We start from the raw sequence: 16,575 nt of genomic DNA on the forward strand, positions 1-16,575 counted from the left end.
GTATTTAGTAGTTAGTACTTATTATTAAGACTTAGAGCTACTTATTAAAGGTGCATGTTTTGATTTGAGAGAAGATGGGAATTGCTGAAATTCTTTGTCTATTTTTTTGATTTTCTGCACTACCCTAAAAGAAAAAGAGGTTATCTGCAATAGATAACCTCTTTTTATATATTTCTCAAAACCATTAATTGTACCAATGTACGCTTGTATGGTGATGTCTTCCGTTATGGCCGCGATTGCCGTTATTCCCCTTCTTGCCTTTATATTTTTTCTTTTGTTGTCCTGGAGCAAAATGCTTAGCAGATTTTTTACCGTAAATCTTTTTTGCCTGCCCTGGAGGCATCCCGTGTGGGTGATGTCTGTGGCTATAACAAGACGCTGCTGTCAAAGCTAACATAACCACCATTATTAATCCAATTATCCGTTTCATAAGCATGTGTTCTATTAATCTAGTAGATGTTACCAAATACTCTGCCATTTATTACAAGAATTCGGTAGTTTCTTAATTTAATAGACTTGCTAACCGCGAAAAGGATTAATCATTTAATAACTGGAATAATGCATGAATTTTTTCTTTGGGCAAAATCAGATAGCCATGTAATTGCATGGTACGTTGATCTCTTGCGCGTCCTTCCAGTTTAATTTTTTGCCAACGATCAAAAAATGGAAGCCAACTAAGATGTCTGGTCACTGAAGGCGATTTTGAATAGTTTAGATTAAAAACAAGCTTCGCTTTATCGAAAATAGTATCTGTAGAGCCTTCTTTCCCAGTGAACAAACTGATCAAATCAGCTTGATTAGACTTATTGAATTTATAGAAAAGCTTTTCTGGTAAATAACCTAGCAGATGAGGCGATGCTTTTAAGCGTAGCAATAGATTCGGAGCATCTATCTCCTGAAGCTGTACAACTTCTTTCATCTCGAAATTATCATCATATTCATAAGAAACAATGCTCTCTTCCTGTTTAACATCTTGAGCAAGCCAATGTAAATCTGCATAACCGCCATAATACTGATAAATGCTATCAACAGGGACATTCAAGCGATGCAATAAACTGTCTTGCGCTTTTATCCATTCACTTAAGTCGGCATCTAAATAAGCACTCAATACTGCATTGGGTATTGGTTTGAGTTGTTTTGGTGCATCGGATAATCGCCATTTATCAGATTTCAGTAAACCATCTACATGGACACTACCATTTAAGAAGTCGAACGTAAACCAGTTTTTGTCGACATTTGACCAAAGGATATCACCTTTGCGATCTTCGGTATGTTGCTTAGACCAGTTTAGGGCATTCACCCAGGTGCTTTGATTATCTTGTAATAAAGCTCTCAGCTTAGGCGACTGATCGGTACTATCTCTGCCGATGGAAAACGCAATACGTTCATCGTTCATCAGTAATGCTAAGTTTTTCTTTTGAAAATAAGAAAATCCACCCTCTACAGCGGTCGAAACTGAATCTAAATCGATCCTCATATTCGATTTTAAAAATCGCTTAAACCGATTGATATCGCTTACTCGTTGTACCGTATAATATTGATCGGATTCTTTCTTATCGGAAAATAAAAATAGCGTAGATGGGATGGCCAAGCCTGTTTCCCACAATTTCGGTTTCTTGACGCGAGTGCTGTCTCTTTTTCCGAAGAAATAAGTATTCGGGTTACTTATTGCATTGCCCATTAGTTCCGATACCAACCCGTCCACATTTAACTGTATTAAAGCTTGTGTATTTGATGGAATCATAAGATCCTTTGCCTTCGAAGCACGAATCTCCTTATAGATAAAAAGACTTATAGCTAGCACAGCTATAAGTCCAGTTAATATGATGAACGTCTTTTTTAACCACTTCATTCGCTTAGTCTTCCAAATCTAAAGTCCAATTTTCGATTAAATTTACTAAAAATGATAATGCGTTTTTCTGTCCTTCCGGAAATTCTATCGAAAGTTCACCTTGCATAGAATTGCCTTTGACTTTTGAACCTACCATATAGATATTTCCATATTTGGACAGATCATCTACTGATTTCTGAACCGAACGGTGTACTGGAATATCAAGGTCGGTTAACATTGCTGGTAGTTTCGGCGTATTAAATAAGGCTACAACTGGGTTTTTCTTTACCAAATTGATGAAATCTCTATCACCGGTCGCTCGGAAAGAACCATCTTTAATTGCCTGCAACTTCGTTAAGTCATTGCCCATAAACACGATACCCTTGTCGATTAATAGGTAAGGTTTAATCGTTTCACGAGAGCTTACTTTGAACTCATATATTCCATCGTGATCGATCAATCCTTCTTCGCGCAAACCAATCTTCACAATTTTTTCAAAGATGCTTACGTCGTCAGACGAGAACATCCAAAGAAAATCAGGTACTGCTTCGGTTTTAGTACGTTCAACTTCCGTATAGTTATAATCCTCATCGTATTCGTAGTCGGTATAGGTAATTTCCTTGTTTGTCACGCCATTTAAAACAATCAGGTTATCTCCTTTAAAGACTTTCGCAATGGCTTTCTCATCCAATAGGATCGCGAAGGAAGTCGCGAATACATCGACGATTTCAGAATAGCGATTGTCGTTATCTTCCCCAAATACACGGGTGACGATTTTCGGAAGATGCTTTAAGTATGCTTCTGTATTAAGATTTAAAGTAAGAAAACCTAAGGCGTTTTTATCCAAATATTTATAGAATTTAGGATTAAACTTGTTTTGATAGATTTCTTTATAATACTTCGCCATCGTTTTATCGAACGCCAAGTCACCTTTCAAGCTCAATTTGTTACCCTCGATAACAGCAGCACCGCTGACAGACTTATAACCGTAGTCGAATGCTGGGCGCATTCCTAGGGTGCTGTAGAGCATATCTGTTGGATAGTAATACTTGTAAAAGTCTGCTATATGGTCCATCTCGAAACGGATCAGTTCATTGTCCTTAATATTACGTAGGTTCTTCGAAGTATGGCGTTCTACTTTACCAGCGATAATATCGTTTATCTTTAGATCAACCCAACCGCTCACCAATACATTTTTTATGGAGTCATTGTGGTTTTCAATCTTGCGATATTCCAAATAGTAATCATCCTGATACTCGTCGCGTTCCAAAACCGAATCAACGTATGCATATTCATCTTCTTCAGTTTCCATGGTTGCAGGAGGTATTCCTGCTGGTGGCGGTGCGACCATTATCCCTACTTCAACTCCTTCCGCAGCCTCTTCTGCAGCTTCCGCAGCCTCTTCTGCAGCTTCAGCTACGGCCTCAACAGCAGCTTCTTCCTCTTCTTCCTCCCAAGCTTCCCACTCTACTTCGGTTGTATCTGCGGGAATTACTGGCGGACCTGGTATTCCAAATTCCTCAGCAATGGGATCCCCTTCGTGTTCCAGGAAACCATAGCGCTGCTTAATATCATCTCGCTTGAAGTAATTGTCCATAGCAAGACCTCCTAAGATATAGATGGTATTGTTATCCCAACTGATACGTAACGTTTTATCCGAGCTGTAGATGGTCGGTAAACCATTGACTTGTACAATTTCCTTCTCTTTGGGAAGCAATGCTTCAAATTTAGCTTTATCAGATAGCGGGAACAGTGCTCCCAAATACTGGACGCTATCCGTTGTAATTGAATTGATGTAGGCATTTGCGCGGATATCTATTCCCATTTCTTGGATATCTTTTGTTCTCAATGGGTTGTTTTTACCCATCACATTGTTAAAGAATCCTGTGCGTGATAGAATGCGATTAACTTGCTCGGCATCAACATGTTTAAAGAATGCTTTACCATTGATTGCAAGAACAAAGTTCGATTCGCCAGGAACCTTATTGATCAAATCTTGGGAAAAAACTGGGCTTGCAAATCCGATCGCCCCAGCAATCAATGCCATCTTTAATTTATTCATATGTATATCTTGTTAATTTTTATCTGGAATTATTGTAATACTATACTGTTTGCCAAATTTACCTGACCGGAAATAAGGCTTGGAATGCTTGTTTTTAGCATGACCGCTTTCTTATTAGGTGATATTTTCGCAACACTGCTAGCCTGCTTTGCCACGGAACGATCGAAGCGATAAATGCTCGTATAGAAAGCTTGATCGAATGACTTACGATTTTCAGTTTGAAGTTTTGAGAACTCTTTTTTCGCGTCAGCACTATGCTTGTAGCTTCGAACAAAGGTTTTAGTCTTTGTATCATAGGCATAGCTTGTATTCTCGTTAAAGCGAGATTTAAAATGGGTGCCTAAGGTTTTAGTGTAGGCGTTTAAAGCTTGAACATTTTGAAAATCACAAGAAATACTAGCTATATAATTATTGAAATCTAAACGATAATTGACGTTCGAGATGCCTTTGGTATTCTTAAGTAGATTTACCATCGTATTTACTTCTTTCCGGATTTCTGACTCCGAAGGGATTTTAATGCCATCTATTTTGTCCAGCTTCATGAGCGAAGCAGCCTTAGTCTTGCTCTTGCTAAGGTTTAAAGTTCCCTTTATGGTACCCGATCCATTTGCTTTCATATCGATTTCCTCGACGATATCAAAACAAGAACTCAGGCTAAAACAAGCAACAAAAAGTAGTAATCCAATTAGTAATTTTTTCATAGAATTTGAATCTAAACGAAAGTACAAACATTTATATAATGCTGAAATCACTGTTTTCAGTGAGTTTTTAAACTTAACAATAAAAATGTGAATTAAATCTCTCTTAGTTGACATATTTATATAATCTAAACAGAGAAAACTGAGAAAATTAACGAATTAAGCTAGCAAACTATCTACATGTAGAAGGGATACTACATTCCACTTCGATATTCCCATGCATCGTAGCCAATATTCTACTATATCGGAAACATTTTGAAAGCCGACAAACTGAATTTAATTATTTTGATACTTTTATCCGATAACAACAATAGATTGCTTGAAAAAGTCTTCCGCTATTGTTGCTGCCGGTGAAAATACACTATGGAATACAAGGGTAAACCATGGAGAATCTCTCCACTAAATAATAATTAAAATGAAATATTTCGTAAAAAACGGAAATGAGTACAAGATGAAAACACCGTGGGGGCTATATTCTCCGATAGTCGGCGGTTTTGCATTAATGACGATTCTGAGTTTTGTTAAAGCGCCAGAATCTACTTTATTTTGGTGGCTTTTAGCTATGACAATTTTCCTGATCATTTCTTTTCTAAGAAGATGTTTTATCATTGATCTGGATAAAAAACACATCAAAGTTAGACAAGGACTTTTCGGAATTGGCGACACTATTCTTATAGACAATCAAGAGGGCTTCACGGTGCATGAAATGAAACAACTGTTCATTACAACTAATGTAAGTCTAATGGCGCGTTATGTCAACAACAAGGGAAAGTATCGCGAAATACAACTTGCACAAGGAATTTCGAAAAAAATGATTCAAAATCTCCTAAATGAAGTGGAGGAAATATTAAGCAATGAGCATCAAGGATAAACTAAATCTTATTAGGCAAATTGATTCTATATCGTTTCAGCCCAACAAGGGTATCAAAAGAAATCTATATTGGTCGGCTGTTGTCGGTTTTATTGCTTTCGTTGCACTGACGATATTCTGGCAGCAATTAGGCGTGGGTGGTCGGTTAGTTTGCGGATGTATCATTGCATATGTTATCATTTTTGGATTTATTGATATTACCTTTCGTCTACATGTGCGCTATACATTCGACAAAGCCAGCAATGCTATTTATAAGGAGAATCCGATTTTGGGTAAGCATAGAATCATGAAATTGGATGAAGCGACGATTTTTCAGAGTTCTGAAGTCGGCGAGTGGCACTATAGCCTGGGCAGAAGGAAGAAGGAATTCCTAAAAAGTTATACGATAAGTCCGTCATTTTTCGAAAGGAAAGCTTCAGAATTAGAAGCCGAAGAATACGAAAGAGAAATTTTAGTGCCGATAATTGAACTTATCGGTGGTGACAATGTTCTTTCACCCCATTCCGCCAGAAAGGCAGCAACAAACCATAAATAAGGTTATTTGAATTTAAACAAAATTGGGAGAGCTCGCTCTCCCAATTAAAATTTTAGACCTTTCCGGTAAGCATTATTACTACTTTTCTTGATCAGTCGACTATAAGAACGAATTCTGCTAGTACTCGTATTTTTCAACCGATTTGATCTGGTTATTTCCTTCCGTGAAAACTAAAGTTGGCTGATAGGAATCCGCTTCATCCGGGCTCAGATTGATAAAAGAAAGAATATGCACCGTATCGCCTACTTTCGCGTGTAGGGCTGCACCTCCATTCATACAAACCTCACCAGAACCTCTTTTCCCAGGTAGTACATAAGTCATAATACGACTTCCATTAACGGCATTGTTAATATAGACTTGCTCGTATTTCAAGATACCTGCTGCGTCTAATAAATCAGCGTCAATCGTGATTGAGCCATTGTAAGCAACATTTGCTTCTGTCACTTTAACCGTATGAATCTTTGCTTTTAATAGGGTTACTTCCATTGATAAATGTATTCTTTTTAAATTGATTGTTTTATTTGATTGCTATGCACTTCTTTCGCAAGAAATGTAATGTTATTTTCTACTTGTTTGATGATATGCTGCTTATAGTGAATATCATAAGTAAACTCAAAGTTAGCTAAACTATCGAACTTCCCTATAGGATTCACAGCAACGGTATAATCAACAGCACCTTTGTAATTGTACTTTGTAATTTCATAGTGGTCCCCTTGCTCCGAAAGCGCGAACCAACAGCCCTCTCCCAGCCCACCGAGCCAGGTGGCATGTTTTGGAACATGCGCCGGACGAGCTGGCTCGCCCAGCAAGCCTAGAACAGCATCTTGTGGGAGATCTTTTGATCGTTTGCTGGAAAAATTATCAGTCAGTTGATTGACTTGAAATTTCAACGACTCCTTACGGTTCATTTTCCATTCCTCTAAATGTTGCTTTGCATAACAATATACAATGCCATCTAGGTTAGCATTGACTACATTGCTCGTAGGGCTAGCCTTTAGCGACTCTGGGTATAATATTTTTGAAATCCGCTGGTCGTCCTGCATCATCCCTTCGACAAGAATTTGAGCAACATAGCGTGAACAACTGTTATTTCTAGCGGCTAAAGCGCCGTAAAGTACTGGCCCCTTGTTGACCAAGGCTTCTGCATATGCCGCTGCTTTCTGAAAGCTTATATCTTGAGACACAGAACATAATAGTCTTCCTCCGCCATGTGTTGCTTCTTCCATCATCGAAAGTTCTGCTAGAATCTCCTCTAAGTTCATCAGCTCTTTCGCAGTGGAAAATTGGGCAAGGGTATGTACTTTCAGTCTAGGATCGAATGCTGCCGAGCGCGCGCGTCCGTAGCCACGGGGACAGATGTATCGACCAAAGTCAAAGTACTTTACTTGTCCAGAATTTCTTTCAATCAGCAAGATAGCCGCATGTCCAATCCTGAAGTTCAAGTTTTTTACAATACCTAATGCTTTCAACACTTTAAACCACAATTCATCACCCCGCGCCGTTTGATCTGGCCAGGCAATGGGAATAGCGATATCTTGATAGGTATGCATCATAATATATCAAATGCTTTAGTGGTTTCCTGTTGATTGTTATTGTATAATTTCTGTAAATAACGATCTCCATGATCTGGAAAATATAAAACAACATGATCATCATGCTTAAAGTTCATGTGACTCAAGTTCTGCTCGACAGCAGCCAACACTGCCGCACTGGAGAAGCCTATCAATTGATCCGTATCAGCTCTATAATCTTGCGCAGCGCGCTTTGAAGATTCTGCGTCTATTTGATAAATTGCATCAACCGCCTGTACATCGAAAGTTCCTGGTATAAAAGTTCTACCAATCCCTTCGATCGCGTCGTGAACTACACCCGTGTTTTCTACTTTACCATGTTCTAGAAAAGTTTGATATACGGAGTTCGTAGGCTCCACGCCTAATATTTTAATATTTTTCTTTTGTTCCTTCAAATATCTTCCGATTCCTGAAATAGTACCGCCTGTACCAACTCCTGCAATCACGTGGGTGACTTGATGATTGGTCTGCTCCCATATCTCCGGACCGGTTGTTTTATAATGTGCCTTTATGTTCGCTGAATTGTAATATTGATTAGTAAAATAAGCGTTCTCGTGGTTGGCTGCGTAAGCCTGCGCTTGATACTGAGTTGAATTGAATACATGTAAGCCAAATGAGTTATCACAGATTTCAATGGACGCCCCATATGCTTCCAATAACGCCCTCTTTTCTTCGGAACAGGACTTAGAGACGAAAATCTTTGCTCTGCATCCCAATTCTTTAGCCATCAGAGCGATACTGATTCCAGTATTCCCGCTACTCGCCTCCACAATTGTCCCTCCGGGCTGTATTTTATTCCCTTTGATTGCCTCTTCTAACATAAAATACGCAGCCCTGTCCTTAGATGACTTCCCAGGATTGCAGCTTTCATCTTTGATATAGATGTTGGTGCTGAACTTATTGGATAAGTGCTCACATCGTCTCAAAGGTGTATTGCCAATTTTTTTTTCGATCAAAATGCTTGTTAAGTTTAAATTTGATTTCTCTGTAAATAAACGTGTATTACCTGATATTATTTCACAAAAATCATTCTACAGAATTAATAACAATTAATTCGTTACAAATGTTCTTCATTTTGGTCCATGTTTTTCATTACACCGATTTTTCATAGATTTGTTTCAAATGAAAGCATATGAAACCAAAAACCATCATAGTAGCTATAGTTTTAGCGCTCCTAATAGTTATCTTATTCAATAACAAAGAAGAAGCCAGTTTTTGGTTATTTGGGGAAATTAGAACGTCGAAGTTATTCATTCTAGGAGTCTTTTTCCTGATTGGTGTTGTCGTAGGCGGAATTCTGTTCCGGAAAAAAAACAAGCATCCGAAAGAGTATGGAGTCACAAATCCCCATGCGCCGATACAGTCCGACGAAGAGTTTTTAGGTCAGGATGATGGTTTGTCGGATGAAGACCGGGAATATATCCGTAGAGATTAAACAAATAAAAAAGCGATCAGGAATTATCCTGATCGCTTTCTTTTTTAGATTTAACATTTGTTTTTTTTAGCCTTCCAGCTTTCTGAAGGCTGGAATGGATAAGGTATTCGACTTGGCCATTGACACTTCTGAATTCATCGTGCGCCCACTTTTCCAATTGTTTATATAGTTCGTCATCAACACGGATTACAAAACTCTTCTTCATGATATCATTTTTTTAAATCGTAGCCTACTCCGGCCAACTGTCTAGTTATATAGTGTTCCAGCATTGACTACGGGCTGGGCCGCCTTCTCGCCGCATAATACGACCATCAGGTTGCTTACCATAGCTGCTTTTCTCTCATCGTCCAACTCCACAATATTTTCCACAGACAGCTTCTTCAAAGCCATATCGACCATTCCCACAGCACCCTCAACAATCTTTGCTCTAGCGGCAACAATAGCGGTAGCCTGCTGGCGTTGAAGCATAGCGCCAGCGATTTCTGCAGCATAGGCTAAGTGAGTTATGCGGGCTTCTTCAACGATTACACCAGCTTTCGCTAAACGCTCCGTCAATTCCTTTTCTAGGATGGCATTTACTGCATCTCCGCCTTCGCGTAAAGTAATCTCGGCATTTTCGTCTTCAAAGTTATCATAAGCAAAGCTTACCGCCAAGTGGCGAACTGCAGCCTCACTCTGCACGCGTACATAATCGTTATAGCTTTGCACGTCATAAGCTGCTTTGAAGGTATCTCCTACTTTCCAAACGATTACAGCAGCAATCTCGATTGGATTACCCATCTTATCATTCACCTTTAGGGTATGCCCCTGTAGATTTTCTGATCTTAAGCTTATTCGTTGTGCCGTAAAGAACGGGTTGATAAAAAATAGTCCGTTGTCTTTAATAGTTCCCTGATATTTACCGAACAAGTTCAATACCCTTGAGTGATTGGGATTTACAATCAATAGTCCCTTGATGATTACAATGAACACAATGAACGCTAAAAATACTAGAATAAGTCCTAACATTTTATTGTCTGTTGTGACGGCCATGTATAGGGAATACACTCCTCCTGCAACTGTTAACAATAAGATTAACAGTGCTAAATAGCCTGATGCGGGTTTGATAATTCTTTCCATCTTATTAGATTAAAGTGATATTAATTTGATATCACTAATATATCAAATATTTTACAAGAATTATGTATGTGGGTGTAATTATTTTTTAACTCCGCTATTGAAGAAGGTGGTTCACAGCAGCTTTAAAGCATGAAATTTTATTCCTTTTAAAATGAGGGACTTTCGACTTTTTTGTAAAAAAAAGCTGCTCAGAATTTGCAATTAAAGGCAAAAGCGCTACCTTTGCATCACTTCAAACAACGAAGGGTACTACAAAAGTACAAGATTCCGTAGCTCAGCTGGTAGAGCAATACACTTTTAATGTATGGGTCCTGGGTTCGAATCCCAGCGGGATCACAAAAAAAAGCTTCAATCATAAATTGAGGCTTTTTTTGTGACCGCCGGATGCCAAGCGAAGCGCTCTGGGCGTTAGATTGTATCTGAAAAAATGATTAGTCGTTATTATTTTTCTTAAGAGCAGTCTCCAAGCATAAAAAACGCTTAATTCTTTTGTTCACAAAATGTGGCCAGATGTATAAGTGCTTTTATCAAACGTTTATGAATGCCAGAATCTCCCCCTTTGATCGGTATGTTCGATGTCTTTTCATTGGTATCATCCAATAAGTTAGTTTGTTTAATAATGCGTTTATCCGCACTAATATATAAGCCTACAAAGGCTTCCTCTTCAACAGTCCATTTTTTTGCTTCACTTGGGTTAAAATTATATTTATAAAGAGGCTTGTCATTATCATCATTCTTTTCGATAAAAGTAATACTACATGGAGTTACAATAACGTCTATGAATGAATAACTTACTATTCCACCAGTACCTCCGTATTCTTCTAAATTCTCTTTAATCCATGCTATGGTTTCTTCTTTGGTTTGAGCAAAGCCTGTTAGATTAAATAGCAATAGCATTGCTGTGATGATTGTTTTAGTATTCATATTATTTGAATTTTATGGTTTTTTTCAGAAATTCCGATAAATTCTATTAGCATTTACTTATAATACTTGTGCAATTTTTCATATTCTGCATCATTATAAATAAACATAAGGTTAGCGGAATACCATAATTGAATTTTTCCTGATTCATACATAATGACTCTCCAATCTTCATCATCAATAGCCTCATAGGCATCATAAACCAAGTATCTTCCTTCATGATCTTGCTCTAACCTCCTATTTCTTAAGGTCAGTTTAAACAGAAGTTCTCCATCGTGGCTCATCGTGGCATTGTTTTTTCCATCCCAAGTAAAGACGGCTCTTTTTTTAAAAACTTTATTTACCCCATTGTAAATTCTTAAGTGATAATCAAAGATTAATTCTGATTCTTGTGCGTTGGCAAATGCAAAAAAGCATACCAATATAGCTGTGAAAATTGTTTTTGATGTTTTCACGATATTAAATAATTCTCTCTATGTGCTTAGCAAAAATAATTTTTAAGCATTTATCAAAAAATAACTAGAGGTAGTCATTTTTATAACTTGTCGACTATGGATTGTAGCTAATAAAGCTCTCCTGTGGTAAACATTCTGGTTTTTGATTAGTACCTTAGTTCATGATAGTGATTATATAGTCTTGAGAACTAAGGTTTAGTTAAGTTTAAAAAACTGTGGACTTGTGTGTCAGTCCACTGAATTTGGATTTCTCATTGAAGGACTTTAACTTTAGTATCTGAACTGAGCTTGCAGGACTATTGGGAGGTGGTTTGCGCCCCCCCCACAGTGTGGAATTGCCCATCGTTTTCCTGAACAGCTCAGTTTCAATCACTTCATAAATATTAACTTCTCATTCTTTATTCTTACTATTCTTACAGTTGGTTTAATGCCGCAGTTGTTACCAACGTGAGATAGGATACCAAAAAAACTTCTATCCTATTTTAGAGTATAAACTTTGCTGTAGTTGGCGCCGCTGCTACCTTATCTGCATCGATTTATGCGCCATTGACAGCCCTAGTATTGGTTTGTAATTTAGTTCCTAATGGATATCAACTTTTTGTTCCCATTCTGATCGCAACTTTTGCAGCGAAATACTTCGCTAGATTAATCTTACCGTACAATATCTACACTTACGATTTCCATCTAAACAAGGGATAAGTAATAGAAAGAATTCTTTATCTTCATGTCTAATAAATGCACCAAACATGAAAGATTTCTTTAAAGAACTTCTAGAATATAGCTCCTATTACAATCGACAGTTAATTGATGTTATAAATCAAGACCCTTCACAAGTTTCTGAAAAAACCACTTCTTTAATGAGCCATATGCTGAATGCACATTACATCTGGAACTATAGGATTGCTGGAGAAAAACCATTATTTGCAGTATGGCAGAATCAACCGAAGGAAGTCATGCTGGAAATCGAGTTGACGAATTTCAAGTCTAGTGAAGATATTTTGGAGAACTATGCATTAGACCATATTGGCATATACACAAATAGCCAAGGACAGCAATTTGAACGCAATGTTCGCGATATACTGTTTCATATCATCAACCATACAACTTATCACAGAGCGCAAATTGCAAGCGATTTTAAAGTAATTGGTTTAACTCCTCTCCTGAACGCTTACATTCATTACAAACGTTAAGTAAGGTTTTAGAATTCCTTGAATGAATGGACATAAAATTACCTCAATATCATGAAGCATCTTGAATCACATTTTATCGAGCTGTATTCAAAATACGGAACCGATAATAAACTTATCAAACAGTATTGGACTGCGCTAAAGCATCAGTATCTTTCCAACGGAAGATACTACCATAACTTACACCATATTGAAGCAATGCTAACAGAATTGGAAGCGGTAAAGGAAATGCTAGTGAATATTGATTTAATCTGGTTTGCTGTATTTTATCATGACGTTATTTACACACCCCAATCTAATAGTAATGAGGAAGATAGTGCTATCTATGCGAGAGAGCGACTAATCAATACAAGCCTAAATAATAAACAAATCGATCTAATCGTGGCGTTGATTTTAGCTACAAAAAAACACGAGCTTCACCAAGAATCTGACTTCAATTACCTAGTTGATGCAGATCTTAGCATTTTGGGGAAGCCCTGGGAAGATTACTTGCAATACACAAAAAATATACGGAAAGAGTATGCGATATATCCTGACATAATTTATCTGTCCGGACGTCGTAAAGTCTTAAATCACTTTTTAGCCAAAGACCAAGTTTTTAAGACTCATTGGTTTCAGGAACGATACGAGGAACAAGCGAGAGCCAATATAGCAAGAGAATTGGCATTATATTGATGTGTAAGGATAGATCCTTTAAATAATACTTGAACATTAATCTATTTACTCCAGCACTGTAATTTGCTCTAAACTAGTTACCCCCAGTAAACTAGTAACCCTCAAGTAAGCCATGCTACATCAAAAAATCTGATAGTTACCTTTGTATATCGAAACGAAAATAAAATGGAAAACAACACCCATACATCTAAAGTACTTATCGCAAAATCATATGGACCATCAGATGTCCTAGATTTTCAGGAAATCACATTCGATACCCTACCACAGGGCTTTGCAAGAATCCGTGTCAAGGCAGCAGGGATCAATCCCATCGATGCAAGACGCATGACCGGCGAGTTTAAGCACGCTGGATTACCGCAAACATTCGGTACAGAATTCACCGGAGAAATCATTGAGATCGCAGACGACCATAGTGATTTTAAAGTAGGTGATGCTGTTCTGGGCTCTGGAAATGGTTTTACCCATGCTACGGTAATCGATGTTCCTGTTGGAAACCTTATTCGTCGTCCCGAAAATATCGCGTGGGAAGTAGCAGGCTCTATTGCTGGTGTTGCACAAACAGCAACAACAGTGCTTGATGAAATTGGACCTATCAAGTCATTATTAGTACATGGCGCGTCTGGCGGTGTCGGTTCTATCATCGTTCAATTAGCGAAAGAAAGAGGTATAACCGTTGTAGGAACGTCATCAAAAAGAAACCTGGAATACGTGAATTCCCTAGGCGCTACCGCAGTAGAATACGGAGACGGATTAACAGGACGAATCAAAGAAGTCTTCCCGAACGCATTCGATGCATCCATCGACATGGTCGGAAATGAACAAGCCACACAGGTGTCTCTTGAGGTCGTAAAAGAAGACGGAGTTATCGGTACAATTGCAGGAAAACCGACTTCTTCAAAACGTGTAGTACCTTTCTGGGTGAAAAGAAATCCACAAAATTTACAACATGTAGTCAATGGCATCGAAGCTGGAAAATTTACCTGGGAAATCGACAGTACATTCCCATTTGAAAATGCAGCAGAAGCCTATAGCAAGATATTAGAAGGTCACACTAGAGGTAAAATTGTGCTAACGTTCTAATAACAAACCCCTATAAATAACGCGAATGAAAAAGCCAGGTCAGTAGACTTGGCTTTTCTTGTATAGTTGTTCAACAAAGGATGTACTACCCTACTTCAACCTACTCCCCTTTTAAAAACCCTTTCAAACCCAATACAAACCCAAAGCAGACCCAACTGGAAAGGGCTTTCATTGGGCTCTAAATAGCCTATGAAAGCCCTATAACTAAAGGTTGATTATTTGAATTCCCTTATTCGTCTTCGGCATAATTCTCGACGATGTTATCTAATGAGCTTTGCCCTCATGGAAATGAATCCCATCGATTGGTGCGTCAGAGTAGATAATCGCATCGGTCATTCGAATGTGATACCCTTTTTTAGGGTTCGTTACGACGACTTTTACATTATGTTTTCCTTTTGGTAGCTGATACTTCCAGAAGATTTCGTGCTTTCTCGTTTGGTAATCCGTTGGCATTTTCGTGCGTTCCACTTCTTTGCCATCGATGTAAACCGTCAATTCAAGCGTGTACTCTTCCGTGATGTTTGCATCTTTAGCAGCATTTCCCTTGATCACGATGCCCGTTCCGGTGAAATCGAAAGCATGTTCTGACGTCAGTTTTCTGCTGCCCAAATTCATACGCTCAATCGGATAGGTTCCCTCGAACGCTTTTTCATAGCGAACAGCCTTTGGTTGCTGTACATTGATCACAATCTCATTAGCCCCTACTTTACCACCATTCCTCTTAATCATCTGAATAGCATGTTTATAACCAATCTCGTAAACCTTATTTAAAGAAATATCGGTGTACTTGAAGTTGATATCTTCGGCTTCTTTAAGTCCCATTTTCCAATAAGTCGGAATTTTATCATAGCCTAATATAGTCCCCAAAACACCTCCAGCATTCGAAGGATTACAATCGGAGTCCTGCCCTGCTCGCGTCGATATCTCTAGCGTCTTGGTGAAGTCACCCTCCCCATACAATAATCCAAGTACGATATAGGCTGCATTGATCTTTGCATCGATATTAAATGGGCCAAATGCTCCGTCCGGACATCCATGCGCTTCTGACCATTTCTTCTGCAGCTCGAACCAGGTTTGCTTCCAATCATTCGGATATTGAGCATGCCATTTGATCACGTCTGCTATACATTTATAAAAATCACTCTGCGCTGGCACGGTCTTCAAGGCTTCCTTGACTACGAAATTGACATCATCAGAGATATAAGCGATAGTGTACAATGCTCCGACATAAACACCGCCATACCATCCATCGCCGTAATTCATAATATGGCCAACTTTATCCGATATATCAGAAGCCGAATTCGGCATGCCGGGGTTCATTAACCCTGCAAAGTCAGCTTCGATTTGGTAATCGATGTCATCAGCATGTGGGTTGTTAAGCCAATGTCCCGACTCAGGCGGCATCACACCATTCAATATATTATAGCGGGCCGCTTGATTTGCATGCCAAAGAACATATTCCGCATTGGCGAAAGCGTTAGCAAAATCTGCCGCCGGTGCGTCAATTCCTTTCTTCTCGATTACATCCACGAAGGTGAGATCCATATAGACATCATCGTACAGCCCTGGCCACTCGATCATGGTTTTCTTGATATAACCATCATACCAAGGAATCACCTTATTATCCGGAATATAAGTGCCCTTATATTTAAATTCAGTTGGGCCACCAAAGGTTACACCTATCACTTGACCAGCCCATCCGCCTTTAAGTTTATCCTTTAATACTTCGGGCTTCATTTTCGCTTGCTTCGGAAGACTGTTTTGCGAATAGCTGGCGGCCGTGAAACAAACTGCACATAAAGCAAGAGCGATTTTTGGAATAAAAGAGTTTTTCTTCATAGATTTTTTGGTTTTACAGCGTTAGCATTATGGCTATACGCAAGGCTAATACCATAAAAGTAAATGAAACCCTAATCAGAAAAAGACATATTTTGTACAAAATTGATAATTACAAATTGGCATCTACAATTTGTATTTGCTTATATACAACTATATATCAATACGATAAATCCTGAAATAATCAAACTTTACAACATTCCCATTAGCAAATGTCAAGGGTGATATAATTTTCAATTCTAGAAAATTATGTATTGATACGTTTTGAGCCTAATGATAGGAATAAATGGTCGCCCACC

The 16,575-nt window shown here is 38.4% G+C and carries 19 protein-coding genes and 1 tRNA gene; 8 read left to right on the forward strand and 12 right to left on the reverse strand.

Annotation, left to right across the window (positions count from 1 at the left end; genetic code table 11):
• Positions 1-184: 184 nt before the first annotated feature.
• The 4 genes from B2400_RS15795 to B2400_RS15810 all read right to left on the reverse strand — a co-directional run bounded on the left by B2400_RS15795 (position 185) and on the right by B2400_RS15810 (position 4,594).
• A complete protein-coding gene (locus tag B2400_RS15795; RefSeq protein WP_293934809.1) occupies positions 185-430 on the reverse strand; it encodes a hypothetical protein in 246 nt (81 codons plus the stop codon).
• Positions 431-535: 105 nt separating this feature from the next.
• Positions 536-1,852 carry a hypothetical protein gene (locus B2400_RS15800; RefSeq protein ID WP_149526038.1) on the reverse strand — a complete coding sequence of 439 codons (1,317 nt, stop codon included), beginning with the start codon at positions 1,850-1,852 and terminating at the stop codon, positions 536-538.
• Between the two features lie 4 nt (positions 1,853-1,856).
• On the reverse strand, positions 1,857-3,893 hold the full coding sequence (locus tag B2400_RS15805; protein WP_293934812.1) for a hypothetical protein: 2,037 nt from the start codon (positions 3,891-3,893) through the stop codon (positions 1,857-1,859).
• Positions 3,894-3,922: 29 nt separating this feature from the next.
• Positions 3,923-4,594: a hypothetical protein gene (locus B2400_RS15810; protein ID WP_149526040.1), complete on the reverse strand. Its 672-nt coding sequence runs from the start codon at positions 4,592-4,594 to the stop codon at positions 3,923-3,925.
• Positions 4,595-5,042: 448 nt separating this feature from the next.
• Between B2400_RS15810 and B2400_RS15815 the strand changes: the two genes are divergently transcribed.
• Together B2400_RS15815 and B2400_RS15820 are read left to right on the forward strand one after the other, a co-directional pair.
• Positions 5,043-5,462 (forward strand): hypothetical protein, encoded by a 420-nt coding sequence (locus tag B2400_RS15815; protein ID WP_187773833.1) that lies wholly within the window; start codon positions 5,043-5,045, stop codon positions 5,460-5,462.
• The gene (locus B2400_RS15820) at positions 5,446-5,997 is read left to right on the forward strand and encodes a hypothetical protein (protein WP_149526042.1); all 552 of its coding nucleotides are present in this window, start codon (positions 5,446-5,448) and stop codon (positions 5,995-5,997) included. Before B2400_RS15815 ends, B2400_RS15820 begins: the two co-directional genes overlap by 17 nt.
• Before the next feature lie 117 nt (positions 5,998-6,114).
• Here the strand turns inward: B2400_RS15820 and panD are convergent, their stop codons facing one another.
• Genes panD through B2400_RS15835 form a run of 3 tightly spaced genes read right to left on the reverse strand, consistent with a single transcriptional unit; the run spans position 6,115 to position 8,524 of the window.
• A complete protein-coding gene (gene panD / locus B2400_RS15825; RefSeq protein ID WP_149526043.1) occupies positions 6,115-6,483 on the reverse strand; it encodes an aspartate 1-decarboxylase in 369 nt (122 codons plus the stop codon).
• 17 nt (positions 6,484-6,500) lie between these two features.
• Positions 6,501-7,550 (reverse strand): DUF6695 family protein, encoded by a 1,050-nt coding sequence (locus B2400_RS15830; protein WP_149526044.1) that lies wholly within the window; start codon positions 7,548-7,550, stop codon positions 6,501-6,503.
• On the reverse strand, positions 7,547-8,524 hold the full coding sequence (locus B2400_RS15835; protein ID WP_286652457.1) for a PLP-dependent cysteine synthase family protein: 978 nt from the start codon (positions 8,522-8,524) through the stop codon (positions 7,547-7,549). The genes B2400_RS15830 and B2400_RS15835 overlap by 4 nt, the downstream gene beginning before the upstream one ends.
• A 176-nt stretch (positions 8,525-8,700) precedes the next feature.
• Between B2400_RS15835 and B2400_RS15840 the strand changes: the two genes are divergently transcribed.
• The gene (locus B2400_RS15840; protein ID WP_149526046.1) at positions 8,701-9,003 is read left to right on the forward strand and encodes a hypothetical protein; all 303 of its coding nucleotides are present in this window, start codon (positions 8,701-8,703) and stop codon (positions 9,001-9,003) included.
• A gap of 16 nt (positions 9,004-9,019) precedes the next feature.
• On the opposite strand, the gene B2400_RS15845 is transcribed toward B2400_RS15840, so the two are convergent.
• Positions 9,020-9,208, reverse strand: a complete 189-nt coding sequence (locus B2400_RS15845; protein ID WP_149526047.1) for a ribbon-helix-helix domain-containing protein — start codon at positions 9,206-9,208, stop codon at positions 9,020-9,022.
• Between the two features lie 41 nt (positions 9,209-9,249).
• Entirely contained in the window at positions 9,250-10,122 is an 873-nt protein-coding gene (locus B2400_RS15850) for an SPFH domain-containing protein (protein WP_293934818.1), read from the reverse strand.
• Positions 10,123-10,385: 263 nt separating this feature from the next.
• On the opposite strand from B2400_RS15850, the gene B2400_RS15855 reads away from it, so the two are divergent.
• Positions 10,386-10,458: transfer RNA gene (locus B2400_RS15855), tRNA-Lys, on the forward strand.
• A 144-nt stretch (positions 10,459-10,602) separates the two neighbouring features.
• Here the strand turns inward: B2400_RS15855 and B2400_RS15860 are convergent.
• Together B2400_RS15860 and B2400_RS15865 are read right to left on the reverse strand one after the other, a co-directional pair.
• Entirely contained in the window at positions 10,603-11,046 is a 444-nt protein-coding gene (locus tag B2400_RS15860; RefSeq protein WP_293934820.1) for a hypothetical protein, read from the reverse strand.
• Between the two features lie 53 nt (positions 11,047-11,099).
• Positions 11,100-11,498 (reverse strand): hypothetical protein, encoded by a 399-nt coding sequence (locus tag B2400_RS15865; RefSeq protein WP_293934822.1) that lies wholly within the window; start codon positions 11,496-11,498, stop codon positions 11,100-11,102.
• 489 nt (positions 11,499-11,987) lie between these two features.
• Between B2400_RS15865 and B2400_RS15870 the strand changes: the two genes are divergently transcribed.
• From B2400_RS15870 to B2400_RS15885, 4 genes are all read left to right on the forward strand, one after another.
• Positions 11,988-12,197, forward strand: coding sequence for a chloride channel protein (locus B2400_RS15870; protein WP_286652190.1), 210 nt, complete (start codon positions 11,988-11,990; stop codon positions 12,195-12,197).
• A 47-nt stretch (positions 12,198-12,244) separates the two neighbouring features.
• Positions 12,245-12,688 (forward strand): DinB family protein, encoded by a 444-nt coding sequence (locus tag B2400_RS15875; protein WP_293934825.1) that lies wholly within the window; start codon positions 12,245-12,247, stop codon positions 12,686-12,688.
• 51 nt (positions 12,689-12,739) lie between these two features.
• On the forward strand, positions 12,740-13,360 hold the full coding sequence (locus B2400_RS15880; RefSeq protein WP_293934828.1) for a hypothetical protein: 621 nt from the start codon (positions 12,740-12,742) through the stop codon (positions 13,358-13,360).
• A gap of 165 nt (positions 13,361-13,525) precedes the next feature.
• On the forward strand, positions 13,526-14,440 hold the full coding sequence (locus tag B2400_RS15885) for an NADP-dependent oxidoreductase (protein WP_293934830.1): 915 nt from the start codon (positions 13,526-13,528) through the stop codon (positions 14,438-14,440).
• Positions 14,441-14,704: 264 nt separating this feature from the next.
• Here the strand turns inward: B2400_RS15885 and B2400_RS15890 are convergent, their stop codons facing one another.
• A complete protein-coding gene (locus B2400_RS15890; protein WP_293934833.1) occupies positions 14,705-16,279 on the reverse strand; it encodes an ADP-ribosylglycohydrolase family protein in 1,575 nt (524 codons plus the stop codon).
• Between the last annotated feature and the right edge of the window lie 296 nt (positions 16,280-16,575).

Origin of the sequence: Sphingobacterium sp. UBA6645 (genome assembly GCF_002455685.1) — a bacterium.
Classification (GTDB): Bacteria; Bacteroidota; Bacteroidia; order Sphingobacteriales; family Sphingobacteriaceae; genus Sphingobacterium; species Sphingobacterium hotanense.